The 24,975-nt window shown below is 60.0% G+C and carries 24 protein-coding genes; 5 read left to right on the forward strand and 19 right to left on the reverse strand.

Features of this window, described 5'->3' with window-relative positions:
- Positions 1–85: 85 nt before the first annotated feature.
- Positions 86–1,150: an ABC transporter substrate-binding protein gene (locus ACCD00_RS23845; protein ID WP_057399361.1), complete on the reverse strand. Its 1,065-nt coding sequence runs from the start codon at positions 1,148–1,150 to the stop codon at positions 86–88.
- Between the two features lie 363 nt (positions 1,151–1,513).
- Here ACCD00_RS23845 and ACCD00_RS23850 point away from each other — a divergent pair, with 363 nt between their 5' ends.
- Positions 1,514–2,227: a UTRA domain-containing protein gene (locus ACCD00_RS23850; protein ID WP_413427809.1), complete on the forward strand. Its 714-nt coding sequence runs from the start codon at positions 1,514–1,516 to the stop codon at positions 2,225–2,227.
- Positions 2,228–2,239: 12 nt separating this feature from the next.
- On the opposite strand, the gene ACCD00_RS23855 is transcribed toward ACCD00_RS23850, so the two are convergent.
- The 7 genes from ACCD00_RS23855 to minC all read right to left on the reverse strand — a co-directional run bounded on the left by ACCD00_RS23855 (position 2,240) and on the right by minC (position 9,067).
- Positions 2,240–4,399, reverse strand: coding sequence for a mechanosensitive ion channel family protein (locus ACCD00_RS23855; RefSeq protein WP_413427810.1), 2,160 nt, complete (start codon positions 4,397–4,399; stop codon positions 2,240–2,242).
- A gap of 78 nt (positions 4,400–4,477) precedes the next feature.
- The gene (locus ACCD00_RS23860) at positions 4,478–4,654 is read right to left on the reverse strand and encodes a hypothetical protein (RefSeq protein WP_413427811.1); all 177 of its coding nucleotides are present in this window, start codon (positions 4,652–4,654) and stop codon (positions 4,478–4,480) included.
- A 186-nt stretch (positions 4,655–4,840) separates the two neighbouring features.
- On the reverse strand, positions 4,841–6,130 hold the full coding sequence (locus tag ACCD00_RS23865) for a M18 family aminopeptidase (protein WP_413427812.1): 1,290 nt from the start codon (positions 6,128–6,130) through the stop codon (positions 4,841–4,843).
- 199 nt (positions 6,131–6,329) lie between these two features.
- Positions 6,330–6,965 carry an RluA family pseudouridine synthase gene (locus tag ACCD00_RS23870; RefSeq protein WP_413427813.1) on the reverse strand — a complete coding sequence of 212 codons (636 nt, stop codon included), beginning with the start codon at positions 6,963–6,965 and terminating at the stop codon, positions 6,330–6,332.
- 91 nt (positions 6,966–7,056) lie between these two features.
- A complete protein-coding gene (minE, locus tag ACCD00_RS23875) occupies positions 7,057–7,311 on the reverse strand; it encodes a cell division topological specificity factor MinE (RefSeq protein WP_007974947.1) in 255 nt (84 codons plus the stop codon).
- Between the two features lie 3 nt (positions 7,312–7,314).
- On the reverse strand, positions 7,315–8,127 hold the full coding sequence (gene minD / locus ACCD00_RS23880) for a septum site-determining protein MinD (RefSeq protein ID WP_007974946.1): 813 nt from the start codon (positions 8,125–8,127) through the stop codon (positions 7,315–7,317).
- Positions 8,128–8,329: 202 nt separating this feature from the next.
- Positions 8,330–9,067 carry a septum site-determining protein MinC gene (minC, locus tag ACCD00_RS23885; protein WP_111282831.1) on the reverse strand — a complete coding sequence of 246 codons (738 nt, stop codon included), beginning with the start codon at positions 9,065–9,067 and terminating at the stop codon, positions 8,330–8,332.
- Positions 9,068–9,185: 118 nt separating this feature from the next.
- Between minC and ACCD00_RS23890 the strand changes: the two genes are divergently transcribed.
- Together ACCD00_RS23890 and ACCD00_RS23895 are read left to right on the forward strand one after the other, a co-directional pair.
- Positions 9,186–10,118: a lipid A biosynthesis lauroyl acyltransferase gene (locus ACCD00_RS23890; protein ID WP_413427814.1), complete on the forward strand. Its 933-nt coding sequence runs from the start codon at positions 9,186–9,188 to the stop codon at positions 10,116–10,118.
- A 133-nt stretch (positions 10,119–10,251) separates the two neighbouring features.
- Positions 10,252–11,424 (forward strand): patatin-like phospholipase family protein, encoded by a 1,173-nt coding sequence (locus tag ACCD00_RS23895; protein ID WP_413427815.1) that lies wholly within the window; start codon positions 10,252–10,254, stop codon positions 11,422–11,424.
- Between the two features lie 135 nt (positions 11,425–11,559).
- Here ACCD00_RS23895 and ACCD00_RS23900 read toward each other — a convergent pair whose 3' ends face one another.
- From ACCD00_RS23900 to puuE, 8 genes are all read right to left on the reverse strand, one after another.
- A complete protein-coding gene (locus ACCD00_RS23900) occupies positions 11,560–12,345 on the reverse strand; it encodes an outer membrane protein OmpK (protein ID WP_322614256.1) in 786 nt (261 codons plus the stop codon).
- A gap of 377 nt (positions 12,346–12,722) precedes the next feature.
- Positions 12,723–13,508, reverse strand: a complete 786-nt coding sequence (locus ACCD00_RS23905) for a hypothetical protein (RefSeq protein ID WP_413427816.1) — start codon at positions 13,506–13,508, stop codon at positions 12,723–12,725.
- Between the two features lie 174 nt (positions 13,509–13,682).
- Positions 13,683–15,035 carry a nucleobase:cation symporter-2 family protein gene (locus ACCD00_RS23910; protein ID WP_413427817.1) on the reverse strand — a complete coding sequence of 451 codons (1,353 nt, stop codon included), beginning with the start codon at positions 15,033–15,035 and terminating at the stop codon, positions 13,683–13,685.
- 205 nt (positions 15,036–15,240) lie between these two features.
- Positions 15,241–16,542, reverse strand: a complete 1,302-nt coding sequence (locus ACCD00_RS23915) for a urate hydroxylase PuuD (protein ID WP_007993089.1) — start codon at positions 16,540–16,542, stop codon at positions 15,241–15,243.
- Positions 16,543–16,593: 51 nt separating this feature from the next.
- Positions 16,594–17,097, reverse strand: a complete 504-nt coding sequence (locus ACCD00_RS23920; RefSeq protein ID WP_150772621.1) for an ureidoglycolate lyase — start codon at positions 17,095–17,097, stop codon at positions 16,594–16,596.
- A 147-nt stretch (positions 17,098–17,244) separates the two neighbouring features.
- Positions 17,245–18,240 carry an allantoicase gene (gene alc / locus ACCD00_RS23925; protein ID WP_008017682.1) on the reverse strand — a complete coding sequence of 332 codons (996 nt, stop codon included), beginning with the start codon at positions 18,238–18,240 and terminating at the stop codon, positions 17,245–17,247.
- 90 nt (positions 18,241–18,330) lie between these two features.
- Entirely contained in the window at positions 18,331–18,846 is a 516-nt protein-coding gene (gene uraD / locus ACCD00_RS23930; protein WP_413427818.1) for a 2-oxo-4-hydroxy-4-carboxy-5-ureidoimidazoline decarboxylase, read from the reverse strand.
- On the reverse strand, positions 18,843–19,769 hold the full coding sequence (gene puuE / locus ACCD00_RS23935; protein WP_413427819.1) for an allantoinase PuuE: 927 nt from the start codon (positions 19,767–19,769) through the stop codon (positions 18,843–18,845). The genes uraD and puuE overlap by 4 nt, the downstream gene beginning before the upstream one ends.
- A 433-nt stretch (positions 19,770–20,202) precedes the next feature.
- Here puuE and uraH point away from each other — a divergent pair, with 433 nt between their 5' ends.
- Positions 20,203–20,556, forward strand: coding sequence for a hydroxyisourate hydrolase (gene uraH, locus ACCD00_RS23940; RefSeq protein ID WP_008017679.1), 354 nt, complete (start codon positions 20,203–20,205; stop codon positions 20,554–20,556).
- Positions 20,557–20,777: 221 nt separating this feature from the next.
- On the opposite strand, the gene ACCD00_RS23945 is transcribed toward uraH, so the two are convergent.
- The 3 genes from ACCD00_RS23945 to ACCD00_RS23955 form a co-directional block, all read right to left on the reverse strand.
- The gene (locus ACCD00_RS23945) at positions 20,778–21,404 is read right to left on the reverse strand and encodes a LysE family translocator (RefSeq protein WP_413427820.1); all 627 of its coding nucleotides are present in this window, start codon (positions 21,402–21,404) and stop codon (positions 20,778–20,780) included.
- Between the two features lie 72 nt (positions 21,405–21,476).
- Positions 21,477–22,826, reverse strand: coding sequence for an NCS2 family permease (locus ACCD00_RS23950; protein ID WP_413427821.1), 1,350 nt, complete (start codon positions 22,824–22,826; stop codon positions 21,477–21,479).
- 332 nt (positions 22,827–23,158) lie between these two features.
- Positions 23,159–23,605, reverse strand: coding sequence for a MarR family winged helix-turn-helix transcriptional regulator (locus ACCD00_RS23955; RefSeq protein ID WP_413427822.1), 447 nt, complete (start codon positions 23,603–23,605; stop codon positions 23,159–23,161).
- Between the two features lie 81 nt (positions 23,606–23,686).
- On the opposite strand from ACCD00_RS23955, the gene ACCD00_RS23960 reads away from it, so the two are divergent.
- A complete protein-coding gene (locus tag ACCD00_RS23960; protein WP_413427823.1) occupies positions 23,687–24,853 on the forward strand; it encodes a PLP-dependent aminotransferase family protein in 1,167 nt (388 codons plus the stop codon).
- Positions 24,854–24,975: the final 122 nt, after the last annotated feature.

Below are 24,975 nucleotides of genomic sequence, written 5' to 3' on the forward strand. Positions count from 1 at the left end.
CGCGAAAGCGGTCGATCATTCAACATTGATGTCGACTGACACGCCGCTTTCGCGAGCAAGCCCGCTCCCACAGGGATCTACAGCATTACTTCATTTCGACGATGACTTCTTCATTCCACTTCTGAGGCAGGGCCTTGGAAGTCTTCTCCCACGCATCCGCGTCCTTGATCGGCGTGACCTTCTTGTACTGCTCGTTCGGCAGCAGCTTGGCCTGCACTTCGGCTGGCAGGGTCAGGTGCTCGGCACGGATCGGACGGGCATTGCCCTTGGCCAGGTTGATTTGGCCGGCATCGCTGAAGATGTACTCGCGGGCCAGCTTGGCGGCGTTCGGGTTCTTCGCGTACTTGTTGATGATGGTGGTGTAGCCGGAAATCACCGAACCGTCGGACGGGATCAGCACCACGTAGTCATCCGGGTTGGCCATCTTGGCCTTGTAGCTCAAGCCGTTGAAGTCCCAGACCACGCCGACTTCGATCTCGCCCTTTTCCATGGTGGCAATGGTCGGGTTGGCCATCGACAGACGCCCTTGCTTGGCGATGTCGGCGAACAGCTCCAATGCAGGCTTCAGGTTCTTCTCGTCGCCACCGTTGGCCAGTGCCGCGGCCAGTACGCCGTTGGCGGCCTGGGCTGCGGTGCTCACGTCACCGATGGACACCTTGTATTTGCCGCCCTTGAGGTCAGCCCACTTGGTTGGGGCTTCCGAGCCGTGCAGCAGTTTCTTGTTGACGATGAAAGCGATGGTGCCGGTGTAGGCCAGGGCCCAGTGGCCATCCTTGTCTTTAGCCCAGGTCGGCACCTGGTCCCAGGTGGATGGCTTGTAGGGTTGGGTAACGTTCTGCTTGACCGCGATCGGGCCGAACGCTGCACCGACGTCGCCGATGTCGGCGCTGGCGTTGTCTTTTTCAGCGGCGAACTTGGCGATCTCCTGGGCCGAGCTCATGTCGGTATCGATGTGTTTCAGGCCGTACGTCTTGGCCAGGTCTTCCCAGGTGCCTTTCCAGTTGGCCCAGTCATCGGGCATGCCGACGCTGTTGACGGCGCCTTCCGCTTTCGCAGCGGCTTCCAGGGTTTTCAAATCATCAGCCGCCATGGCGGCGGTGCACATTGCAATGGTCGAGCCTAACAGTGATGCCAGGAAAAACTGTTTCATTCCGAAGCTCCTTGGGTCGTGTTCAACGCTGCGATTGCGGTTTGTGTTGGTCTAGGTCAGCAATACCTGAGCCAATTTAAGGGGGCTGGATGACACTTTGATGTCGTTCGTCGCCCTGGATGACTATTTGTTCGACGGTATCGCCAGTGGCCTGCTAAGCGTAGACCATGGTCAAGGCCCCGGCTGACAAGGGACTTGGCCGATGAATTGCAGGTTCTTGCAGCCAGCGAATGGCGACCGTTGGGCAGCTTTGTCACATCTCGGTCATCTGCACTGCCTACGCTTGCAAGCTATTGAACGAGCCGGATTACGCTGCGGTTCTGCCCCGAATTGGTGCTGGTCTAGTCCAGATAGGAAACGTTGATGCGTGACGAGGCAACAAAAGCGGTAACAGCCATCGGTCAGGTGCTTCAGGAGCAGATCGACCATGGACTGTTGACTCCCGGCAGCAAATTGCCGGCCGAGCGCAAGCTCAGTGAATTGTTCGGCACCACGCGGATCACTTTGCGTGAGGCGTTGTTGCAGTTGGAGTCACAAGGGCAGATCTACCGCGAGGAGCGCCGCGGCTGGTTCGTCTCGCCGCCACGCTTGGCGTACAACCTGATGCAGCGCAGCCACTTTCACGCGATGGTCAGCGCCCAGGGGCGGGTGCCGTCCACCGAAGTGATTTCGGCGCGCTTGCAACCAGCATCGGCAGCGGTCTGCGCCTGGTTGCAATTGCCGGCGCTGTCGAGCGTGATCCAGATCTGCCGCTCACGGCGGATCGACGGGCGACTGGTGCTGTATGTGGAGCACTATCTGAACCCGCAGTATTTTCCCGGGATCCTCGATTTCGATTTGAATCAGTCAATCACCGAGTTGTATGCGCGGCATTACGATTTGCACTACGGGCGGGTGCGTTTCGAGATTGTGCCCACGGCCTTGTCGGTGGACGCGGCGGCGGCGTTGAAGGTGTCGGCGGGCAGCCCGGGCTTGCAGATTGCCCGGGTCAACTATGACCAGCATGAACGCTTGATCGACTGCGACCTGGAGTTCTGGCGGCATGATGCGATTCATGTCGGGGTGGATGTGGTCTAACGTCCGACCCACCTACACGGACTGTTCTGGCGCACCACCCGCGGTAATCACCTGAATGCTCATCCGCGGTGTCGCCAGATCCAGTCCGGCTTCATCCATGTGCCGCTTGAGCGACAGGTTGAACGCTCGCGACACTTCCCACTGCTTGATTGGCGCGGTCTTGAAGCGGGCGCGGAGGATCGCGTTGCCCGATTCGAAGCTTTCCACTCCCTGAAACTCCAGTGGCGACCAGATATTGCGCCGTTGCAGCGGGTCGGTGCGCATTTTCTGGCCGACTTCGCGCATCAGTTTGATTGCGTTGTCGATGTCCATGCTGGCCGGCACTGCGACCCGGAAGATCGCGTAGCCGAATTCCCGGGAGTAGTTCTTGATGCTTTTGATTTCACTGAACGGAATGGTGTGGACGATGCCATCGATGTCCCGCAGGCGCACGGTACGGATGGTCAGGCCTTCAACCGTGCCGAGGTGGCCGCCGACATCCACGTAGTCGTCGATGGCCAGGGAGTCTTCGATGATGATGAACAACCCGGTAATCAGGTCGGCTACCAGCGACTGCGCACCAAAGCCGATGGCCAGGCCGATCACGCCGGCACCGGCCAGCAGTGGCGTGACGTTCATGCCCATGTTCGCCAGGGCGACGATCAGCGCGACGATGAAAATGGCCACGAACAGCACGTTGCGAATCAGCGGCATCATCGTCTGCGCGCGGGCATTGGCCAGACCTTTGCGCGAGCGGGTCAGCGCGTGATGCACGGCGGTGTCGCTGAGAATCCAGATCAGCCAGGCGAACAGCAGCGTGCCAGCGAGGCTGAACAGCTTGACGCTGATTTCGTGGCCGTCGCCTTCGGTAAAGCGGATCAACGACATGCCCCAGACCCGCAGGCCGAGTTCGATGAAGGCCAGCCACACCAACAGGTGGACGATGGTGTAGAAGAAGTTTTTCAGCCGTTCCGAATACACCGCGTAGCGTCGGATGCCGCGCTGCGGTTTGAGGGCGTGGCGGCGTACCAGGCCGTTGATGACCATGCACAACACCAGCAAAACCGTGCAGATCAGCGACTGGCGCAGGGCGGTGCTGGTGTCGCCGGCGGAAATGAACGTCGCGAACAGGGATATGGCCACCAGCACCAGTGCCGGCACGTACCAGAAGGTGCCGAGAATCGACAGGGTGTCGTTGAGGGCGCGTCGGGTCAGGCGTCGGGACAGCGGCTGGTTGCGGATCAGGTGGGCGATCGGCCGGCGGAAGCGCAGGATGAACCGCCCCGTGGAAAGCGCTGCCAGGACATTGGCGACAGTCGCGGCGGTATGGGCCAGATGGCTGCCGAGGCTGTCGACCAGTTGCGGATCGCTCAGCGCTTCACCAAACGCGGCAAAGCTGCCGATCAGCCACAGTGGCCGAAACGCCTGGTGCCGCAGGATGTACAAGGCGCGGTGGCGATGTGGGCCGTCGAGCAGGGAAAAGGCAATCACGCAGATGGCCGAGAAGCAGGTGCCGACCACCAGTGCATAGGCCAGTACCATGGCCAGGCTTTTGCCCAGGGACGAGGGCAGGGCGTAGCTCATGTAGACCGTGATCACCAGGGCGATCAGCCATGGCCCGAGTTTGCGCAAGGCGAAGCGCAACATGTCGAGGGCCCGGGGGTGTTGCGGCAGTTCTTCAGGCAGGCCGAAACGCATCCGCACGCGGTGGCTGATCCAGATCAGGGCGGCGGCCAGCAGGCTCCAGACCACCAGGATCATGGCGAAGGCGAAAAGCATGGGCAGCCATTCGTTGGCCGGCAACGCCAGCGCCACCAGTTCTTCCCTGGCCTGATCGAACTCACTGGACCAGCGCGTGAGCGGACTGTCGTCGCCGGTAAACTTCTTCTCGATATTGCTCAGGGTCCCGCCGATCAGGCCCAGCACGCCTTCTTCGGTAATCGGCTGGGCCTTTTTGGTGGCGTCACGGAGCTTTTTCAGGTCGGCCAGCAGCTTGGTACGTTGCTGATCGTTCTCCAGCGACTTGATCACCTCGTCCAGGGATTGCCCCAGCGGCTCCTGTGCCTCGGGCTGGGTCTTGGCCTGGCTGGTGAGCAGGCTTGGCAAGCCGGCCGCCTGGGCGGGCGCCACTGACAGCAGCGTCATCAGGCAGGCAAGGAAAATACACGGCAGGGCAAAAAGACGAGCGAACACTAGGCGGTCAACCTCGCAAGGGGCGGATCGACCGAGTTTACGAGCCCGTCAAAATCAATGCGAGCCAAGGGTGATGAATTATTCGTTGAGTTTGGCGAGGATCTTGATCACCACGGTCGCGAGAATGGTCAGCATGCCGATCCACATGACAAACACACCGGCATTCTTGTCGCGAAAGTTGAAGCCGACGGCGAGCATCAGCATCCCGGCAAGAATCGGGATGAGCATGGCGTGAAAGGTGGACATCGAAATCATGGTGACAGCCTTGTCGAAGGGATACTGGGAGTCTAGGCAGCTTTTTTGCGCGGTGTTGCCTGTCCGTCTGTCTGTAGGAGCGAGCTTGCTCGCGATGGACTTCAAGGCGCTGCGTTTATCCAGAAAGCACGCGTAATCGTTCACGTCCATCGCGAGCAAGCTCGCTCCTACAGGGTATTGCGGGGTTTACGGCAAATCGCGGCAGGCGTAGAACGCGCTCAGCACCTTGACCAGGTGCGCCAAGTCATGGCTGCCGCACAGTTCGCGGATCGAGTGCATGGCGAACGTCGGCAGGCCGATGTCCACAGTGCGCACACCCAGGTGGCTGGCGGTGATCGGGCCGATGGTCGAACCGCAGCCCATGTCGCTGCGCACCACGAAGCTTTGCACCGGCACTTCTTCAGCCATGCACAGGTGACGGAAGAACCCGGCGGTTTCGCTGTTGGTGGCGTAGCGCTGGTTGCTGTTGACCTTGATCACCGGGCCGGCGTTGAGTTTCGGGCCGTGGTTGGCATCGTGTTTATCGGCGTAGTTCGGGTGCACGCCGTGGGCGTTGTCGGCCGAAACCAGCAGGGATTTCTGAATGGTGCGTACGAACTCATCACCTTCGGGCAGCAGGCGACGCAAGGTTTGCTCAAGCATCGGGCCATCGGCGCCGCAGGCCGAGCAGGAACCCACTTCTTCGTGATCGTTGCAGACCAGCACGCAGGTTTCGTCGGTGTTGGTGGTCAGCAGCGCTTGCAGGCCGGCGTAGCACGACAGCAGGTTGTCCAGGCGCGCGCCGGCGATGAAGTCGCCATGCAAGCCAATGACCGCAGCGCTTTGGGTATCGTAGAAGCTCAGCTCGTAATCGAGCACCACGTCCGCGTTCAAGCCGTGTTCACGGGCGAGTTGGTCGGTGAGTACCGCGCGGAAGTCCACGCGCTCGTCACCGGCAAATTGCGCGAGGATCGGCGGCAGTTCGGTCTGGGCGTTGATTGCCCAGCCCATGTTGGCTTCGCGGTTTAGGTGAATCGCCAGGTTCGGAATGATCGCGATCGGAGCCTCGAAGTCGATCAACTGGCTCTCGACCTTGCCATCACGCCGGAAGGTTACGCGGCCCGCCAGCGACAGGTCGCGGTCGAACCACGGTGCCAGCAGCGCACCGCCATACACTTCGACGCCCAATTGCCAGAAGCCCTGGCGTTGCAGTTCCGGTTGCGGCTTGACCCGCAGGCACGGGCTGTCGGTATGGGCGCCGACCAGGCGAATGCCGCCGTGCAGGGGCGAGTGGCGGCCCATCTTGATTGCGACAATCGAAGAGTCGTTGCGGGTGACGTAGTAGCGACCGTTGGCTTCGGTATTCCACGGCTCGCGTTCGTCGAGGCGCTGATAGCCCGCCGCTTCCAGGCGCTTTACAAGGCTGGCGGTGGCATGGAACGGGGTAGGGGAGGCCTTGAGAAAATCGATCAGGCCTTGGTTCAACTCTTCGCGCATAAAGTAGCTCCAGACAGCAATGGCGCCAGTTTAACGTATTGGCTTGGTAAATGGCGCCGCACTGATGGTGGGGCTGGTCACCGAAATCGAATCTGGAGGAGATCCCTTGTGGGAGCGGGCTTGCTCGCGAAGGCGTCGGGTCAGTCAATACATCGTTGAATGACACACCGTATTCGCGAGCAAGCCCGCTCCCACAGTTTCAGAACGGTGCCGGGCACTCGAAGCGCAGGCGTTCGCCGGTCTGGGGATGGGTGAACGTGAGCATGCTCGCGTGCAGGCACAGGCGCGGCCAGGCCGCCAGCGCCTGCTCATGGGCATACAGCCCGTCACCCAGCAGCGGATGACCAATGGAGAGCATGTGCACGCGTAACTGGTGGGAGCGGCCGGTGATCGGTGTCAGCTCGACGCGACACCAGTCGCCACAACGTTCGAGCACTCGCCAGAAGGTCAGCGCATGTTTGCCGAATTCGTGATCGACCACATGCCTTGGCTTGGTCGGCGGGTCGTAGCGCAGCGGCAAATCGATGCTGCCACTGTCCAGTTCGGGTTGACCCCAGCACAAGGCGGTGTAGGCCTTTTCGGTTTCGCGGTCGTGAAATTGCCGGGACAGCTCGCGATGGGTGTCCGGATCGCGGGCCAACAGGATGATGCCCGAGGTCTCCCAGTCCAGCCGATGGACGATCCGCGCTTCCGGGTAGCCGTTTTCTTGCAGGCGGGTAATCAGGCAGTCCTTGTTGTCATCGGCCCGGCCAGGGACGGAGAGCAACAGGGTCGGTTTGTTCACCACCAGTACGGCGGCGTCCTGATGGATGATTTGGACGTTGGACAACGGCATTAAAACAGCCTCGTAACAAACGCCAACGGCGGTTCAGGCCCCCCGCAGTCGCGCGTGGGGTCTGAACCGCCGTGGCTCCAGCCTGATCGACTCAGCGATCAGGCAGGGTGATATTGAGTTCCAGAATCGAGCAGCTGCCCTGGCTTTCCAGTGCGACATGCACGTCATCGGACCCGATATTGACGTACTTGCGGATCACCTCGACCAGTTCCTTCTGCAAGGCCGGCAGGTAGTCCGGGGTACTGCGTTGGCCGCGTTCGTGCGCCACGATGATCTGTAGACGCTCTTTCGCTACCGACGCGGTGCTTTGCTTTTTGTTGGCACGAAAGAAGTCAAAAAGGTTCATTGCTTAGTTGCCTCCAAACAGGCGCTCGAAGAATCCCTTCTTCTGTACATCGAGGAATCGATGATCCACGGTCTTGCCCAGCAGGCGGTCAACGGTATCGCTGTAGGCTTGGCCGGCATCGCTCTGGTCGTCGAGAATCACCGGAACACCCTGGTTGGATGCCTTGAGCACCGCCTGGGATTCCGGGATCACGCCGAGCAGGGTCACCGAAAGGATTTCCTTGACGTCTTCTACGCCGAGCATTTCGCCTTTGCTCACACGTTCCGGGTGATAACGGGTAATCAGCAGGTGTTCCTTGATCGGGTCTTCGCCGCGTTCGGCACGACGGGACTTGCTGGCCAGCAGGCCGAGCATGCGGTCCGAATCTCGTACCGAGGAGACTTCCGGGTTGGTCACGACGATCGCTTCATCGGCGAAGTACATGGCCAGGTGGGCGCCTTTCTCGATGCCCGCCGGGGAGTCGCAGACCACGAACTCAAAGTCTTCCTTGAGTTGCATCAGGACTTTTTCCACGCCTTCGACTGTCAGCGCGTCTTTGTCGCGGGTCTGGCTGGCGGCCAGCACGTAGAGGTTTTCCAGGCGCTTGTCTTTGATCAGGGCCTGTTGCAGGTTGGCTTCGCCGTTGACCACGTTGACGAAGTCGTAAACCACACGACGCTCGCAACCCATGATCAGGTCGAGGTTACGCAAACCCACGTCGAAGTCGACGATAACTGTTTTGTGACCGCGCAGAGCGAGGCCGGTACCGATAGCGGCGCTGGTGGTGGTCTTACCCACACCACCCTTGCCGGATGTAACCACGAGAATCTTGGCCAAGGTGTTTCACCCCTAAGGAAAAAGGACTTTTCAGTCCCTGAAAAACATCTCCTGTAAAACTACTGCAGTCGGACAGCCTTGGCTGGAATCCGGTTTTGAGCGGCGTTTACCCCCGGTAAACACTGCTTTCGGCCTTTTTCCTACTTCGTTTGAGCCGTTTTCGCTACGTTTTAGAGATGCTTGGAAAATGCGGCAGTATCCGTTAAAGCCGAATGATGTTCAACACGTCGCCGGACAGGCTGACCTGCACACCCGAACCCCATAGCGGGTCGCGGCGCAGATCTTCGGAAACCTTGTAATGCCCGGCGATGGAAATCAGTTCAGCACTCATTTGCTGACAGAAAATCCGCGCCTTGGTGTCGCCCTTGACGCCGGCCAACACGCGACCGCGCATCGGGCCGTATACATGGATGTTGCCATCGGCGAGAAGTTCCGCCCCCGGGCTGACCGAGGAAATTACCACCAGGTCGCTGCCCTGGGCATAAATCTGCTGGCCACCGCGTACCGGCGAGGTGATGATTTTCGTCGGCTTGATGGTTGGCTCTGGCGGTTTTTCCGGTTTTTTCTTCGGTTCGCCTTCGCTCAGGTCCAGTGGACGCTCCCGGGCACCGGACGGTGGCAGCACCGGCAGGTCGACCGCGATGGCGGCGGCAATGTCTTCGATACGGCTGGCGCGGATCGCCAGGGTCCGCAGGCCATGCTGGCGGCAGACGCGCATCAGCCCCGGCAGATCGACAGCGCCTTCGTTGGCCGGGAGTTTGTCCAGGGCCAATACCAGCGGCGCGTTGCTGAAGAAGTTGGGCGCCTGGGCGACCTTGGCGGCCAGTTGCCGATCAAGGCTTTCAAGGTCGTTACGGGCCAGTTCCAGCACCGTAATGGCCAGCATGCTGCCCTTCAACTGGAACACGGGATCTTGGTCTAGCGGTTCGGTTTGGCTCATGGTCGGCATACAACGACTTGTCACTAAAAGTGCCGAGACTTATAACGAGAACGCCCGCAGGCCGCAAGCCGGGTCGAACGATGTAGAATGCGCGGCCATTGTCATTCCGGAAGCATTAATGGACCGCCCGCGTTTTCGAAAAGCATTTCTATCTCCACGTTTCTGGCCGCTGTGGTGTGGCCTGGGGCTGTTGTGGCTGATCGTCCAGTTGCCGTATCCGGCACTGCTGTGGATCGGTCGCGCACTGGGCGCATTGATGTATCGCGTGGCCGGCGACAGACGGCGCATTGCCCAGCGCAACCTGGAACTGTGCTTTCCTGAAAAAACCGCCGCCGAACGCAAGCGCCTGCTCAAGGAAAACTTCGCCTCCACCGGCATCGCTTTTTTCGAGATGGCGATGAGCTGGTGGTGGTCGCGTAAGCGCCTGGCGACTCTCGCTCACGTTGAAGGGCTGGAATATCTGCAGCAGGCCCAACGCGAAGGCAAGGGCGTGATCCTGATGGCCCTGCATTTCACCACTCTGGAAATCGGCGCGGCGCTGCTCGGCCAGCAACACACCATCGACGGCATGTACCGCGAACACAAGAATCCATTGTTCGACTACATCCAGCGCCAGGGCCGCGAGCGGCACAACCTCGATTCGCTGGCGGTGGAACGCGAAGACGTGCGCGGCATGCTCAAATTGCTGCGCTCGGGCCGCGCGATCTGGTACGCACCGGATCAGGACTACGGCGCCAAGCAAAGCATTTTCGTGCCGCTGTTCGGCATTCAGGCCGCGACCGTTACCGCCACCAGCAAATTTGCACGGCTGGGCAAGGCGCTGGTGGTGCCGTTCACCCAGGAGCGCCTGGCGGACGGCAGCGGGTATCGCCTGGTGATCCATGCGCCGCTCGAAGGCTTCCCCGGCGAAACCGAAGAAGCCGACTGCCTGCGCATCAATCAGTGGATCGAAGGCGTGCTGCGCGAGCATCCCGAGCAATACCTGTGGGCCCACCGCCGCTTCAAGAGCCGTCCACCGGGCGAGCCGAAGCTGTACGCCAAACGCGTGTAGGAGCGAGCTCGCTCGCGATGGTGGCCAACGATAACGCGGGGTACCTGACACCCCGCGGCGTTTTCACGACCATCGCGAGCAAGGGAACAGGTCGAAGCAACGAAATCCCATCAGGCACCAAGGAGAGTTGTGCATGAGTCCAGGCGAACCGGTTACAGGGTTGATTCTTTCCGGCGGCGGGGCTCGGGCGGCCTATCAAGTCGGCGTGCTGGCGGCGATTGCCGAATTGCTGCCGCCGGGGGCGAGCAATCCGTTTCCGGTGATCGTCGGCACCTCGGCGGGCGCGATCAACGCAGTCAGCCTCGCCAGTGGGGCGATGGACTTTCGTAACGCCATCGAACGCCTGACGGCCTTCTGGCAGGGTTTTCGCAGTCATCGGGTATTGCGCAGCGACTGGCCCGGGGTGATCCGCCAGGCCAGCCGCTTTGTCAGCCACAGTTTGCTCGGCATCGGTAAACACATGCCGGTGGCGCTGCTCAACAGTTCTCCGCTGCGCCATCTGCTCAACGACAAGCTGCATATGGGCGGCATCGCCGAAGCGATCGCACAGAAGCAATTGCATGCGGTGGCGGTCACGGCGTTCGGCTATGAGTCCGGTCAGGCAGTCACCTTCTATCAGGGCGGCGGCAAGATCGATGCCTGGTTGCGCCATCGACGCATCGGCGTTCCCACCCAATTGTCCGTCGAACACCTGCTCGCCAGTTCGGCCATTCCACTGCTGTTCGCCCCGGTGAAAATCGGCGAGGAGTACTTCGGTGATGGCGCGGTGCGTCAGTCGGCGCCGATCAGTCCGGCGCTGCACCTGGGCGCCAGTCGCGTACTGGTGGTGGGCGTCAGCGGCAACCCGCGTGGCTTTGATCCGGCGCAGCCACTGCAACGCGCTTACACCGGGCAACAACCCACCCTGGCGCAGATCGGCGGGCACATGCTCAACAGTACGTTCATTGATAGCCTGGAAAGTGACATCGAGTTGCTGCAGCGCTTGAACCAGTTCAGCCACCTGATGCCCGACGGTACGCCGACCCGCGCCTTGGGCGTGGCGCCGGTGGACGTGCTGGTGATTTCACCAAGCCAACCGATCGACGAAATTGCCGCGCGACATCGCCAGGAATTGCCGCCTGCATTGCGTCTGTTCCTGCGCGGGCCGGGCGCGACCAAGACCAGTGGGGCAGGGGTTTTGAGTTACCTGCTGTTCGAGGCGGGGTATTGCAGCGAGTTGATCGAACTGGGGCGGCGGGATGCGTTGGCCAAGCGCGGGGAGTTGTGCCGGTTTCTGGGGATAGTGGAGCCTTTGGTTTCGGCTTGAGATCGGCGGTGCGGCTATCTCTTGTAGGAGCGAGCTTGCTCGCGATGGAGGAAAGGACGCCGCGGGGTATCAGGACCCCAGCGTTATCGTTCACGACCATCGCGAGCGGGCTCGCTCCTACAGGAGGTTTTCAGATCAGAAGTGAACCTTGACCAGGAAGCTGGTCACGCTCTGATCGGTCTTGAAGCCCTGGCTGTCTTCGATCCCGTACTTGTTTTTCCAGTAGTCATACTCGACACCGACGTACAACTGCTTGGCACCCAGGTTCAGCGCCTTGCCCAGGTCGTATTTGACCTGCGGATTGAAGTGCAGGTTGGCGTGGTATTCGCCTTTTTTGTTCACATCATTGTCGACGACCCAATCCATGAAGCCGTCGATCAGCACGTCCGAGCCACCCACCGGGATGGTGTAGGACCAGACCGGCGTGACCTGCCAGATGTTGTCGCCCGGGCGGTCGCCTTCGGTGTGACGGTTGTAGAAGTTCAACTGGAAGTAGTCGAAGCCCGGGATGGCCAGGTCGAAGCCTGGACCGATCAGGTAGGACTCGGTGTCGTCTTCACCGAACTCGTAGGTCATGGCCAGCAGCACGTCCTTGATCGGGCCGAACTCGAATTTCTGGTCGAAGATCTTGTTGAACGACAGGCGTGGGCTGAACTCGCCATAGTGGGTGTTCTTACCCGCAAAGGCGTCTTCCTTGCCGTTGTAGAAGATTTTGTCGATGAAGAAGAAGTTGTCGCCGTACTTCCAGCCATCGGCGTGTTCGAAGGTCACCGTCTGCTGGATGCGCGGGTTGACCTGGAAGTCCTTGCCATACAGGTAGGTCAGGCTGTTGTTCTGCCACTGCAGCAAATCGCCGGCCATGGCCTGGCCCCCGGCCAGCATCGATCCCGCCAGCATCAGGCTAGTGCACGTACGTTTCATTCGGTTGCTCCCAAAAAGTAGGTGGTTCCACGTTATTTTTTTAAGGTCGGCGCTCTGGTGTGGCGCCTGTTTCCGTAGCGGTAAAAAATTATCCATTCGGTCAGCTTCAGTGCTGTTGGCAAGAGCTGGGCCAAGGCTTTCAAAAAGCAAAAAAACTCCCGTTCGGCGGCTCAAGAGCAGTCGATTGAGAGGGGTTTTGGAGTGCCTTGGTGCCTGCCAGCGCCGGGATAAGTTGGCCTGCTGGTCAGGTTTTAAATCCGGGCTTTTTTTTAAACCGGATTCGGGCGGCCGCGGAGAATACTGACTCCTCGGCCAGGTCTCAAGTGCTCCGCAACGGCGCACCGACGACAGGTTTGGGGCGCGGTTGCGGGGCAGCATCAGAAATGCACCTTCACCAGCAGGCTGGTGGTGTTTTCATTGGTGTCGAAGTGGCTGCTGTTTTCGATGCCGTACTTGTCTTTCCAGTAGCTGTATTCGGCGCCGACATACACCTGTTTCTCCCGCCAGCCCAAGGCCTTGCCCAGGTCGTACTTGATCTGCGGGTTGAAGTGCAGGTTGGCGTGATAAGTGCCGTGTGAGTTCTGGTCGTTATCCACCACCCAGTCCATGTAGCCGTCGATCAACAGGTTCGAGTTGCCCAATGGCAGGGTGTAGGACCAGGCCGGCGTGATCTGCCAGACATCGTCGCCGGGACGCGAGCCTTCGGTCTGACGGTAATAGAAGTTCAAGGTGAAGAAATTGAAGCCCGGTACCGCGAGGTCGAAACCAGGGCCGATCAGGTAGGCCTCGGTGTCGTCTTCGCCGTTCTCGTAGGTCATGGCCAGCAGCACGTCCTTGACCGGGCCGAATTCGAAACGGCGGTCGAGGATCTTGCCGAAGGAGAGGCGCGGGCTGAACTCGCCGTAATAGGCGTGGACGCCTTTGTTCCGGTCTTTGTCGCCGTTGTAGTAAGTGCTGTCGATGAACATGAAGTTGTCGCCGTACTTCCAGCGGTCGGCGTGTTCGAAGGTGATCGTCTGCTGGATGTGCGGGTTGACCACGAAATCCTTGCCGTACAGGTAGCTCAGGCTGTTGGTCTGCCACAGCAGCAAATCGCCGGCCATGGCCTGACTCGCGGCCAGCAGGCCGCCACACAACAGCACGTTGGTTTGTGTCCGAATCATCTGTTGCTCCCTCTTGTTTTTATTTTTGCGAGGCGCAGGCAGCCCCAAACCCTGTAGGAGCGAGCTCGCTCGCGATGGTCGTCAACGATTACGCGTGTTGTCTGAATACCCGTGGTGCTCTCGGGTCCATCGCGAGCAAGCTCGCTCCTACAGGGGGGGGCGTGTCTTTACCTGTCAGTGGGCGTGGCAGTCGTTGACGGCTGCGCGTTCGGCGCCGCCAAGGATGTTGAACAGCAGGTTCAGCGTCAGCGCGCTGAGGGTGGCCATGGCGATGCCGCTGTGGGTGATCGGACTCATCCACACGGGCAGGTGGGCGAAAAACTCCGGGCGCACCACCGGGATCAGACCCATGCCGATGCTCACCGCAACCAGTAACTGGTTGCGACGGTCACCGATGTCGGCTTCCTGGAGAATCTTGATCCCGGTGGCGGCGACCATGCCGAACATCGCGATCGCTGCGCCACCCAGTACTGCCGGAGGAATCGAGGCCACCAGGAACGCGGCTTTGGGCAGCAGGCTCAGCACGATCAACAACCCGCCGGCGACGATGGTCACCGAACGGCAGCGCACGCCGGTCATCTGCACCAGGCCGATGTTCTGGGCGAAGGAGGAGTGGGTGAAGGTGTTGAAGAACCCGGCGAAGAACGAAGCGCCGGCATCGCACAGCAAGCCGCGGCGCAGCATCCGTGGGCAAACTTCCTGGCCGGTGATCTTGCCCAGCGCCAGGAACATCCCGGTGGACTCGACGAAGATGATCACTACCACCAGGCACATCGAGAGGATCGGTGCCAGTTCGAATTTCGGCATGCCGAAATGCAACGGGGTGACGAATTGCAGCCACGGCGCCTGAGCCATGCCACTGAGGTCGACCATGCCGAGCAGGCCGCAGAGCACGTAGCCCAGGCACATGCCGATCAGCACGGAAATATTGACCCAGAAACCGCGCATGAAGCGGTGCACCAGCAAAATGGTACCCAGTACCAGCGCGGCAATGGTCAGGTAGATGGGGGAGCCGAATTGAGCGGCGTCAGCACCACCGCCGGCCCAGTTCACGGCCACGGGGAACAGCGACAAACCGATCGAGGTGATGACCGTGCCGGTCACCAGCGGCGGGAAGAAGCGTACGACTTTGGACATGAACGGGGCGATGAGCATGCCGAAGAACCCGGCGGCGATGGTGGCGCCGAAGATCCCCTGCAGGCCGATACCGGGCATGCCGGCCATGGCGACCATGCTGCCGACGGCGGCGAAACTGGCGCCCATCATCACTGGCATGCGAATGCCCATGGGGCCGATGCCGAGGGACTGGACGATGGTGGCAATACCGGCCACCAGCAGGTCGGCATTGATCAGGAAGGCGATTTCTTCACGACTCAGGCCTGCGGCCTGTCCGATGATCAGCGGCACTGCGATGGCTCCGCCGTACATCAGCAGAACGTGTTGCAGGCCAACCAGGATCAGTTGCAAAAGGGGCAAACGCTGAATGGCGGGTGCGTCGGGGATGCGCGCTTCGGATAGCTCGGACATGCAACACCTCGGATCTTTTTTATTCTTTTGATTTTGTGCATCAGGCAAACCTGTGGGAGCGGCGATGCGGCGTCCCGACTTGCTCGCGAAGAGGCCATAACATTCAACATTGTTGTTGACTGACCCGACGCCTTCGCGAGCAAGCCCGCTCCCACAGGATTGATGGTGTCCATGTGGGAGCGAGCCTGCTCGCGAAGCTTTTTACTTAGTTGGTCGGAGCACCCTGAACAATCCAGGCACCGATCAGGTCACGTTCCTGCTGGGTCATCTGTGTGATGTTGCCCAGTGGCATGATCTGGCTGGTGACGGCTTGCGCCTGGATGCGAGCCGCGTTCTGGCGGATCTGCTCGGGGGTGTCGAACATCACACCGGCAGGGGCCGCGCTGAACAGAGGGCTGGTCGGCTTGGCCGAATGGCAAACCGCGCAACGTTCCTGAATCACGCTGTGCACTTTGTCGAAGCCTGGGCCGGCATTGGATGCTTGCGCCGGTGCAGCTGCAGGCGCTTCGGCAGGTTTTGCTTCAGCAGGTTTCAAACCACCACCCACGGCTGTTTCCGGCAATGGTTGGTATTCGATTTTCGCCGGTGCCTTGGCCACTTCCGGGCTGTTCAACGGCGCAGGGCCGGTGACGTAAGCCAGGCTGATCATGCCGACGGCTGCCACAGGCAGGGTCCAGGCAAACTTGTGGCTGTCGTGACGGGTGTTGAAGTAGTGACGCACCAACACCGCCAGAACCGCGATCCCGGCCAGGATCAACCAGTTGTACTGGCTGCCGTAGGTGCTCGGGAAGTGGTTGCTGATCATGATGAACAGCACAGGCAAGGTGAAGTAGTTGTTGTGGCGCGAACGCAGCAGGCCTTTGGCCGGCAGTGCCGGATCGGGTGTGCGGTTTTCGGCGATCGCCGCGACCAGTGCGCGCTGCGCCGGCATGATGATGCGGAACACGTTGCCGACCATGATGGTGCCGATGATCGCGCCGACGTGCAGGTACGCACCCCGCCCGCTGAACACTTTGCTGAAGCCGTAGGCCGCGCCGATGATCAGTACGAACAGGATGAAACCCAGCAGGGCAGGGCGTTTGCCCAGGGCCGAATCGCACAGGAAGGAGTAGATGAACCAGCCGATGAACAACGAGCCGAGGCCGATGGCCACGCCTTCAGGACCGCTCAGGGTGCTGCCCGGAGCCAGCAGGTAGAGCGTCGGGTTGGAGTAGAACACCACGCACAGCAGCGCGATACCCGACATCCAGGTGAAGTAGGCTTCCCATTTGAACCAGTGCAGGTTGTCCGGCATGGTCGGTGGAGCCAGTTTGTATTTTTCCAGGTGGTAGATACCGCCGCCGTGGATCGCCCACAAATCGCCAGCCAGACCGCTTTTCGGGTTGACCCGATTGAGGTTGTTTTCCAGCCATACGAAATAGAACGACGCACCGATCCAGGCCACGCCAGTAATCATGTGAACCCAGCGCACGCTCAGGTTCAGCCATTCCAACAGATGTGCTTCCACAGTCTTTACCTCTCGCCCGTCACTCTTGTTGTCGAGTGATCGGACCTTCTCTTATTGGTGGGGGGCGAGGATCAAACGCTCATCCTCTTTGAAAAAATGCTCATCGCAGTTATTGCCTGTGCCACTGCGATCAACCACCAGGAAGTCATCCCGCTTTTCGATCGTCAGCACCGGGTGGTGCCAGACGCCGCGATGGTAATTAATGCCCTGCCTGCCGTTGGTGACGAAGGCGCGGACCAAGCCTGATACAGGTTCATCGCCAAGTGGCGCGACCACGATCAGAAAGGGGTTGCCGAGCAGCGGAATGAAAGCCTGGCTGCCCAGCGGATGACGCTCCAGCATGCTGACGGTCAGCGGCATGTCCTGCGCGTCGGCGCGGAAGATGCTGATGATCGCCTTGTCCTCTGGCGTGGCGGTTTCCACCGACGCCAGTTTGTGGAAGCGCATGGTCGAACCGTTGTTGATCATGAAGTGATCGCTGCCGTCGGTTTCGATCACGTCACCGAAAGGGGCGAAGGCTTCTTTGGTCAGCGGTTCAATCGTCAGTGTGCGCATGCTGGTCTTCTTAATCTGTTTAGGTATTGATGGTTCTTTGTAGGAGCGAGCTTGCTCGCGATGGTCGTCAACGAAAACGCGCCCAATCTGAATGAACACGGTGTCTTGACGTTTTTCGCGAGCAAGCTCGCTCCTACAGGCTCAGCATTACTTCGCTACCTTGCCCAAAACGCGCAGGCGGCTTACACCACCATCCGGGAACACGTTCAGGCGGATGTGGGTGATCGGACCCAACGCCTTGATCTGCTCGGCGAAGGTGTGTTCGGCGTGCATTTCCAGCTTCTGGCTTGGCAGCAGTTCGCGCCAGAACAGCGACTGGGTTTCGATCTGGCTGTCGGTACCGCCCTTCACGAAGGCGCCCTGGATCGAGCAGCTGTCCGGGTAGTTGCCCTTGAAGTGCAGGGTGTCGACGATGACTTTCTCGACTTCACCGGCATGACCCAGGGCGACGATGACCCAGTCATTGCCCGGAGTACGACGACGCGCGGTTTCCCAGCCATCGCCCATGTTGATGCCGCGACCCGGGTTGAGGATGTTGCTCATGCGGCCGAAGTGTTCGTCGGAGCAGGCGAGGGCGCGGCCGCCGTTGAGGGCCGCGGCCAGGTCGACTTGCTCGTTGTCGCCGATGGCCGACCAGTCGCGGAACGGCACACCGTACACACGCAGACGGGCTACGCCGCCATCCGGGTAGATGTTGAAGCGCAGGTGGCTGAAGGCCTGGTCGTTGTTGATTTCGTGGTAGTGGTGGCTGTTGCCTTGCAGCTCGACGGCCGACAGCACTTCAACCCACTGGGTGTTTTCGTTCGGCTCGCCCGAGGCCAGGAAGCAGGCTTCCAGGGAGGCCGACGGCGGGAAGTTGCCGGTGAAGAATGAAGTGTCGATGTCGACGCCCTTGATCGAACCTGGCACGCCCAGGCGAATCACTGCGCTGTCGAAGCCTTCGAAGCGCTTGCGACGCGATTCCCAGCCGTCCATCCACTTGCCGTTGTCATCGAACACGCCCTCCTTCCATACGGCCGGGGTCGGTTGGAACAGACGGTTGGCGTCTGCGAACCAGTCATCGGTGACCGAGATGATTTTGGTGCCCAGGCGGGCATCGGCCAGGTTGACGAACTTCTCGAAAGGTACGGCGTAAGCTTTCATTCTTCTTGTCTGCCTTTAAATAAGTGGCTTGGGATACTTGCCAGGCCCCGGGCGGTTTCGGCGTTCTTGAGTCCGCCGGGGCCAGGCTTGCTATAGGGTCAGTAATCGGAACAGGGCGATCTTGTTGATCTCCGCCAACGCGCACTTGAACTCGGTGTCGACCGGGTTGTGGATGCGCGTTTCGAACGCTGCGAGGATCTGATGCCGGTTGCTGCCTTTTACCGCCATGATGAAGGGAAACTTGAACTTGGCCTTGTAGGCGTCGTTCAGCTCGGTGAAGCGAGAAAACTCTTCGGCCGTGCATTGGTGAATACCGGCGCCGGCCTGTTCATTGGTGCTGGCTTCGGTAAGTTGGCCCTGGACGGCGGCTTTGCCGGCCAGGTCCGGGTGAGCGTTGATCAGGGCCAGCTGACTGGTGTGATCGGCGCTCAACAGGATGTCGCTCATGCGCTGGTGCAGGGTTTCGATCTCGTCGATCGAAGCGTCCTGGCCCAGGTCGAAGGCTTTCTCGGCCACCCATGGCGAATGTTCGTAGATGTCGGCGAAAGCGGCGACGAAAGCATCGCGGCTCAGGGTCGATGGTTTGACGGTTTGAAAGGTGCTCATTTGGCAGCCCCTGTGTACGGGTGGGTTTCGTGCCAGTGGCGCGCGATGTCGACGCGACGGCTGAACCACACCTGTTCATGACTTTTAGCGTATTCGATAAAGCGCTTGAGCGAAGCCAGACGCGCCGGACGGCCGATCAGGCGGCAGTGCAGGCCGATCGACAGCATCTTCGGTGCCTCGGCGCCTTCGGCGTAGAGCACGTCGAATGCATCCTTGAGGTATTCGAAGAAGTCGTCGCCCTTGTTGAACCCCTGGACCTGGGTGAAGCGCATGTCGTTGGTGTCCAGGGTGTACGGGATCACCAGGTGCGGCTTGCCGGTCGGGTTGTTCGGTTCCCAGTAGGGCAGGTCGTCGTCGTAGGTGTCGCAGTCGTAGAGGAAACCGCCTTCTTCCATCACCAGGCGACGGGTGTTCGGGCCGGTGCGGCCGGTGTACCAGCCCAGCGGGCGTTCGCCGGTGATCTCGGTGAGGATGCGGATCGCTTCGAGCATGTGCTCGCGTTCCTGGGTTTCATCCATGTACTGGTAGTCGATCCAGCGATAGCCGTGGCTGCAGATCTCGTGGCCGGCATCGACCATGGCGCGGATCACGTCCGGGTGACGCTGGGCGGCCATGGCCACGGCGAAGATGGTCAGGGGAATGTCGAATTCCTTGAACAACTTCAGGATCCGCCACACGCCGGCACGGCTGCCATACTCGTAAAGGGATTCCATGCTCATGTTGCGCGCGCCTTGCAGCGGTTGCGCAGAAACCATTTCCGAGAGGAACGCTTCGGACTCTTTGTCGCCGTGCAGGATGTTGCGCTCGCCACCTTCTTCGTAATTGAGTACGAACGACAGGGCGATTCGGGCATTGCCCGGCCAGTGTGGGTGCGGAGGGTTACTGCCGTAACCGACCAGGTCGCGTGGGTAGTCAGCGCTCACTGCAGGCTTCCTTCTTATTCGATGATGACGGTTGGTGTGACGCAGCTGAAGATTGGATGGCAGGCTTGCGTCACAGCGATGGGCTGATTGTATACAACTTTATATTCACTTTGTAAGCCTGAATTTTCGCATTTTTCACCGGCCGTCATCTTTTACTGCGATTGGCGTGAGCCTGCAAGAAATCTGCCTGACTGGTCAGTAATTTGATGAGGGGGTCATAGGCTGTGCGGTTTGGCCAGAAATCGATGCTAAATGCGCCGGTGGCGGGGGTTATGCGAAAAATGTCGTTTTTATTGTGTACAATTTTTTTGAAAAGTGTCTTAATCAATCGCTCGCCGCAGCTTTTCGTGCTCCGAATCGGTGCGGTCTCCTTTCAACTGACTTCGGGAGGCGCGAAGTCTGACTGCTCCACGCAGGCAGGCGCGCAGAATCAATGGGACGTTTGACTACACACGTTTTGGACGCAGCACACGGTTGCCCGGGCAGCTCGATCAAGGTTGAGTTGTACCGCGTTGAAGGTTCGCAGCTGGAATTGGTCGCCACTGCAGTCACCAACAGCGATGGCCGTGTCGATGCACCGCTGCTGCAAGGCGATGACTACCGCACCGGGGTCTATCAGGTTCAGTTTCATGCCGGCGATTACTACCGTGCACGTGGCGTCAAGCTGCCGGAGCCGGCTTTCCTGGATGTCGTGGTGCTGCGTTTCGGCATCTCCGCCGAGCAGGATCACTACCATGTGCCGCTGCTGATTTCGCCTTACAGCTATTCCACCTATCGCGGCAGCTGATCCCCCAAGCAGCTGCTGCACCCTGGAAGCGACTGCGCATATAGCTTCTTTGGTCTTTCGCCCGCTCACACTGCGGGCTTTTTTTCGCCTTGCGAAAATCGGTGCCTGTGATGCCGTCTTCGCGAGCAAGCCCGCTCCCACACTGGATCATCTTCGAACACAAATACCCTGTTCACTGAAGATCAACTGTGGGAGCGGGCTTGCTCGCGAAGCTTTTGCTGTTAGCGGCTCAACAGAGACGCAGCACCCGCGCCACTGAACAAGCCCGCACTGATCCTGTTGAACCAACTCTGCCCCTTGCCGCTGCGCAGATACCGCGCCGCACCATGGGCGCCGAGGCCATAGGCCAATTTGCACAGCAGGTCGAGCAGGGTCCAGGTCGCGATCATCACCAGCAATTGCGGCAGGAACGGCTGTTCGGCACTCAAGAACTGCGGCAGGAAAGCGGCGAAGAACAGAATGTCTTTCGGGTTGCTCGCACCCAGCATGAACGCACGCCCGAACAGTGCACGAAAGCGTGGCACCGCTGCTGCCTGTGGCACTTCAGCGCCGTGGGACGGCTGGCGCGACTGCTGCCAGCTCTGCCAGGCGAGGTAGAACAGGTAAAGGGCGCCAAGAATCTTCAGGGCACTGAAGAGCTGTTCCGAAGCCAGCAACAACGCACCCAAGCCCAGCGCCGACGCACTCAGCAAGCAGATCGAGGCCGATACGCCGCCAAGAAAGGCCGGACAGGAGCGGCGCAGGCCGTAATTCAGACTGTTGCTGATCATCAGTAAAGACAGCGGCCCCGGGATCAGGATCACTATCAGCGCAGCGCCGCTGAACAGCAGCCAGGTTTCCAGACTCATCACTTTCCTCCATTTGCACAAAAGCCCCACCCGACGGGGTGAGGCTGTTTTCAAGCCGGTACGGCGTGTGGTTTACAAGAAGATGAACTTGGCGATGAAGATCGCACAGAGCACCCACAGGCTGACCGAGATTTCCTTGTACTTGCCGGTGCCGGCCTTCAGCGCCACGTAGGTGATGAAGCCCAGCGCGATACCGTCGGCGACCGAGAAGGTCAGCGGCATCATGATTGCGGTGACGATCGCCGGAATGCTGTCGGTCGCTTCGTCCCATTCGATGTGGGCCATGCCGCCCATCATCAGCATTGCCACATAAATCAGTGCGCCAGCGGTGGCATAGGCGGGAATCATGCCGGCCAGTGGTGCGAAAAACATTGCCGCAATAAATAGCACACCCACGGTGACTGCGGTAAGACCAGTCCGACCACCAGCGGCCACACCGGCAGCACTTTCCACATAGCTTGTCACTGGCGGAACACCCACCACTGCGCCGAATACGCTCGAAGCACTGTCGGCTTTCATGGCGCGGGAAAGGTTTTCGATCCGGCCATCAGCGCCCACCAGGTTGGCGCGCTGGGCAACACCCATCAAGGTGCCGGCGGTGTCGAACATGTGCACGAAAAGGAACGCCAGGACCACGCTGATCATGCTGACGTTGAACACGCCGGCGACGTTCATGGCCATAAAGGTCGGAGCCAGGCTCGGCGGGGCCGACATGATGCCCTCGTAGTGCACCAGCCCAAGGCCCCAACCGGCGAGGGTCACGGTGATGATGCTGATGAGGATCGCGCCGAACACCTTGTGGTAGCTGAGGATGGCGATCATCAGGAAGCACACGGCGGCGAGCAGCGGGCCGGGTTCGCGCAGGGAGCCGAGCTTGATCAGCGTGGCCGGGCTATCGACGACGATACCCGCGGTTTTCAGGCCGATCAGCCCCAGGAACAGCCCCACGCCGGCGCCCATGGCGAAGCGCAGGCTGACCGGGATGCTGTTGAGCAACCATTCGCGGATCCGCGAGAACGTCAGGATCATGAACAACACACCGGAAACGAACACCGCACCGAGGGCGGTTTCCCAGTTGTAGCCCATGGTGCCGACCACGGTGTAGGTGAAGAAGGCGTTCAGCCCCATGCCCGGTGCCAGGCCGACTGGCCAGTTGGCGTACAGGCCCATCAACAGGCAACCGAGTGCGGCGGCGATGCAGGTGGCGACGAACGCGGCACCGTGATCGATCCCGGCGTCGGCCATGATGTTGGGGTTGACGAAAATGATGTAGGCCATGGTGATGAAGGTTGTCAGTCCGGCAATCAACTCGGTCTTCACCGTGGTGCCATGCAAGCTGAGTTTGAACAGGCGTTCCAGCAAGCCATTGCGTAATGGCGGCGAGAGTTCCAGCGTCGATGCTTCGGATTTGCGGCTTTCCACAGCGAATACTCCTCAAGAGTTTTATTGTTATTTCCAGGGCCGGACCCATGAGGGTGGCAGCGGCCCTTTGAGGCACTTGCGAATTTGTTGACCGCTTGGTCAGGAACTCGCACGAAGTGGATTATGCTTTTGTATACAAAGAAAGCAAATAATGTTTTTGATTTTGTAGACGAAATATTTGGCAATAGGGATATATCGCCTATTCTGGCCTCTTCGTCGGAACGCCGCCCGGAGTAAGCCCGCTCCCACAGGGGGGAATGCGGTCGCCTGTGGGAGCGGGCTTGCTCGCGAAGGCGTCGGTTCAGCCACTACAAATCCAGCAGATTGAATACTCAGTCTGCCGACAACTGGCCTTTCCCCAACGCGAGGTTCACCACCAACCACCCATTCACCGCTGTCTCCCCAGCCTCGGCAAACACCCGCTCGAGCAATTTCACCTGCTCGCGGCGCAACGATTGTTCGAAACGAGCGCCGTCATCGGTCAACTCCAGCAGCCGCTTACGCTTGTCCGACTCGGAAGCGACGCTGTCCACCAGATGCATTTCCACCAACTGACGCAACGGTATGTTCAACGCCTGCTTGCTCACCCCGAGCAATGCCAGCAGCTCCTTGACGCTCAGGTTCGGATAGCGGGCGATGAAAAACACGATGCGCTGATGCACCCGACTCAGGCCACGACGTTCGAGCATTTCATCGGCCTTGGCGGTGAAGGCCTGGTAGCCGAAGAAAAACGCTTCCATGGCTTGTTGCTGGGAAAGCGGGTTTTTAAGGTCAAGCATATTGACGTATCCATTCGATCAAGCGTAATTTCGGTCAACAAGTTTGACTCATTTTCCACATGCCTCGCTACCGGTGATCCCATGGCTTTTTCCGAACGTGTCTCGCGCCTTAAAAGTTCTTTGATCCGTGAAATCCTCGCCGCGGCCCAGCGTCCGCAGATGATGTCGTTTGCCGGTGGCCTGCCAGCCGAAGCCATGTTGCCGAAAGTCGAATGGGCCGACATGCCGCTGTCCATCGGTCAATACGGCATGAGCGAAGGGGAGCCGGCGCTGCGCGAAGCGTTGGCCGGCGAAGCGCGAGCGCTGGGTGTGCCGTGCGAGGCCAGCCAGGTGCTGGTGGTCAGTGGTTCACAGCAGGCCCTGGACCTTGCCGCCAAGCTGTACATCGACAAGGGCACCGAGATCCTGCTCGAAGCGCCGACTTATCTGGCTGCGTTGCAAATCTTCCAACTGTTCGGCGCCGATTGCCTGACCGTGCCGCTGGAGGCCGACGGGCCGAACCTGGTGGAGCTTCGCGCTCGCCTGGAACAACACCGCCCGGCCTTCATCTACCTGATCCCGACCTTCCAGAACCCATCGGCCGTGCGTTACAGCGAATCCAGGCGCGATGCGGTGGCGGCGTTGCTGGATGAATTCGGCGTGACGCTGATCGAAGACGAGCCTTACCGCGAACTGACCTTCGACGGTGGCAGCGCCACGCCGATTGTCAGTCGCTTGAAAAAAGCCAGCTGGATCTACACCGGCACCGTGTCGAAAACCCTGCTGCCGGGTTTGCGCGTCGGCTTTCTGATCGCCAGCCCTGACCTGTTTCCCCATCTGTTGAAACTCAAGCAATCGGCGGACCTGCACACCAATCGGGTCGGGCAGTGGCAGGCACTGCAATGGATCGGCAGCGAAAGGTACCGGCAACACCGCAGTGAGTTGCGTGATTTTTACCGTGGGCGTCGGGATGCGTTTCAGGCGGCACTGATCACGCATTTCTCTGATCTGGCGGACTGGAACGTGCCGCAGGGTGGGCTGTTTTTCTGGCTGAAACTCAAGCAGCCGCAGGACACCCGCACCTTGCTCGACGCCGCGTTGGCCAATGACGTGGCGTTCATGCCGGGCGAGCCGTTTTTCCCCGAGCCGAATAACCATCCGGGGTATCTGCGGTTGAACTTCAGTCACATCGACCCGGTGCGGCTGGATGAGGGGCTCAAGCGGTTGGCGGCGGTGGTGCGTGCGGCACAGGCTGCAAAGGCAGCCTAGAAACAAATAAACCGGCCAATGGGCCGGTTTAATTTTGTCTGAAGTTTGCGGTGCCTGTGCCGGCCTCTTCGCGAGCAAGCCCGCTCCCACAGTTGATCGCATTCCCCCTGTGGGAGCGGGCT

Source organism: Pseudomonas sp. Pseusp3 (assembly GCF_047304225.1).
In the GTDB taxonomy this organism is placed as follows: Bacteria; Pseudomonadota; Gammaproteobacteria; order Pseudomonadales; family Pseudomonadaceae; genus Aquipseudomonas; species Aquipseudomonas fluorescens_CD.

Bases quoted from the DNA above. Each gene is read 5' to 3' on its own strand.
- ACCD00_RS23845 (WP_057399361.1), bottom strand. From the start codon at position 1,150: ATGAAACAGTTTTTCCTGGCATCACTGTTAGGCTCGACCATTGCAATG.
- ACCD00_RS23850 (WP_413427809.1), top strand. From the start codon at position 1,514: ATGCGTGACGAGGCAACAAAAGCGGTAACAGCCATCGGTCAGGTGCTT.
- ACCD00_RS23860 (WP_413427811.1), bottom strand. From the start codon at position 4,654: ATGATTTCGATGTCCACCTTTCACGCCATGCTCATCCCGATTCTTGCC.
- ACCD00_RS23865 (WP_413427812.1), bottom strand. From the start codon at position 6,130: ATGCGCGAAGAGTTGAACCAAGGCCTGATCGATTTTCTCAAGGCCTCC.
- ACCD00_RS23870 (WP_413427813.1), bottom strand. From the start codon at position 6,965: ATGCCGTTGTCCAACGTCCAAATCATCCATCAGGACGCCGCCGTACTG.
- minE (WP_007974947.1), bottom strand. From the start codon at position 7,311: ATGAACCTTTTTGACTTCTTTCGTGCCAACAAAAAGCAAAGCACCGCG.
- minC (WP_111282831.1), bottom strand. From the start codon at position 9,067: ATGAGCCAAACCGAACCGCTAGACCAAGATCCCGTGTTCCAGTTGAAG.
- ACCD00_RS23890 (WP_413427814.1), top strand. From the start codon at position 9,186: ATGGACCGCCCGCGTTTTCGAAAAGCATTTCTATCTCCACGTTTCTGG.
- ACCD00_RS23895 (WP_413427815.1), top strand. From the start codon at position 10,252: ATGAGTCCAGGCGAACCGGTTACAGGGTTGATTCTTTCCGGCGGCGGG.
- ACCD00_RS23900 (WP_322614256.1), bottom strand. From the start codon at position 12,345: ATGAAACGTACGTGCACTAGCCTGATGCTGGCGGGATCGATGCTGGCC.
- ACCD00_RS23905 (WP_413427816.1), bottom strand. From the start codon at position 13,508: ATGATTCGGACACAAACCAACGTGCTGTTGTGTGGCGGCCTGCTGGCC.
- ACCD00_RS23910 (WP_413427817.1), bottom strand. From the start codon at position 15,035: ATGTCCGAGCTATCCGAAGCGCGCATCCCCGACGCACCCGCCATTCAG.
- ACCD00_RS23920 (WP_150772621.1), bottom strand. From the start codon at position 17,097: ATGCGCACACTGACGATTGAACCGCTGACCAAAGAAGCCTTCGCCCCT.
- alc (WP_008017682.1), bottom strand. From the start codon at position 18,240: ATGAAAGCTTACGCCGTACCTTTCGAGAAGTTCGTCAACCTGGCCGAT.
- uraD (WP_413427818.1), bottom strand. From the start codon at position 18,846: ATGAGCACCTTTCAAACCGTCAAACCATCGACCCTGAGCCGCGATGCT.
- uraH (WP_008017679.1), top strand. From the start codon at position 20,203: ATGGGACGTTTGACTACACACGTTTTGGACGCAGCACACGGTTGCCCG.
- ACCD00_RS23945 (WP_413427820.1), bottom strand. From the start codon at position 21,404: ATGAGTCTGGAAACCTGGCTGCTGTTCAGCGGCGCTGCGCTGATAGTG.
- ACCD00_RS23955 (WP_413427822.1), bottom strand. From the start codon at position 23,605: ATGCTTGACCTTAAAAACCCGCTTTCCCAGCAACAAGCCATGGAAGCG.
- ACCD00_RS23960 (WP_413427823.1), top strand. From the start codon at position 23,687: ATGGCTTTTTCCGAACGTGTCTCGCGCCTTAAAAGTTCTTTGATCCGT.